Annotated in this window: 1 protein-coding gene; it reads right to left on the bottom strand. The window is 44.0% G+C overall.

The genetic code is table 11. The features are described 5' to 3' along the window. A partial coding sequence (locus AAEY75_RS14160) for a neutral zinc metallopeptidase (RefSeq protein WP_352259919.1) occupies window positions 1-284 on the bottom strand: 284 nt, incomplete at its 3' end. Window positions 285-439: the final 155 nt, after the last annotated feature.

Genomic DNA, 439 nt, shown 5'->3' on the forward strand with positions numbered 1-439 from the left:
GTACTACCGCCCTCATTAAATATTTGATGCCACACTTCTTCTGTATCAGCGAGCACGACTTTCACAAACTGTGTATCACGGTCATCACTGGTCGCCGGCTCAGTCGAGGTACTACTACCACCAGCCACTACTTGACCCGTCTGTAAGGCTGTCATGGGGTTGACCCCAAACACTAACCACAAAATACCCGCGATAATAATACCGCCAATACCACCACCGATCATCTTGCCACCGCCGCTACTCGTACGTACGTTGGAGCTGCCTCGTCTGCCTTGCCATTTCATAATCTTACTCCAGAAACATACGATACATCCTGCTATTCGTATGGATAGTTATTCATGTTATATAATTTTTGAATCGCTTTTGCTACAACCATGCTTGTTAGTTATCTAAAGCTTGGTCCTATTTTTATCATTTCTTTTTGCAATACTTACCTATC

The sequence above is a fragment of the Psychrobacter sp. TB55-MNA-CIBAN-0194 genome (assembly GCF_040309505.1).
Lineage (GTDB): Bacteria > Pseudomonadota > Gammaproteobacteria > Pseudomonadales > Moraxellaceae > Psychrobacter > Psychrobacter fozii.